General features: G+C 65.2%; 1 protein-coding gene. It reads left to right on the plus strand.

Features of this window, described 5'->3' with window-relative positions; translation table 11 throughout:
• On the plus strand, positions 1 to 201 hold a 201-nt coding region (locus PF66_RS33605; RefSeq protein ID WP_275044514.1), incomplete at both ends, for an AMP-binding protein.

Genomic DNA, 201 nt, shown 5'->3' on the forward strand with positions numbered 1-201 from the left:
GGTGTCGCTGGCGACCTCGGCAGAGCGGGTGGAACTGGACCTCCTGGACCTGTCGCGCCTGGACCCGAGCGACTTGGCGCTCGAGCTATCCAGCGAAAGCGTGGCGTACATCATGTACACCTCCGGTTCCACCGGCACCCCGAAAGGCGTGCTGGTGCCGCACCGGGCCATCACTCGTTTGGTGATCAACAACGGCTACGC

It is taken from the genome of Pseudomonas asplenii, assembly GCF_001293465.1.
Classification (GTDB): domain Bacteria; phylum Pseudomonadota; class Gammaproteobacteria; order Pseudomonadales; family Pseudomonadaceae; genus Aquipseudomonas; species Aquipseudomonas fuscovaginae_B.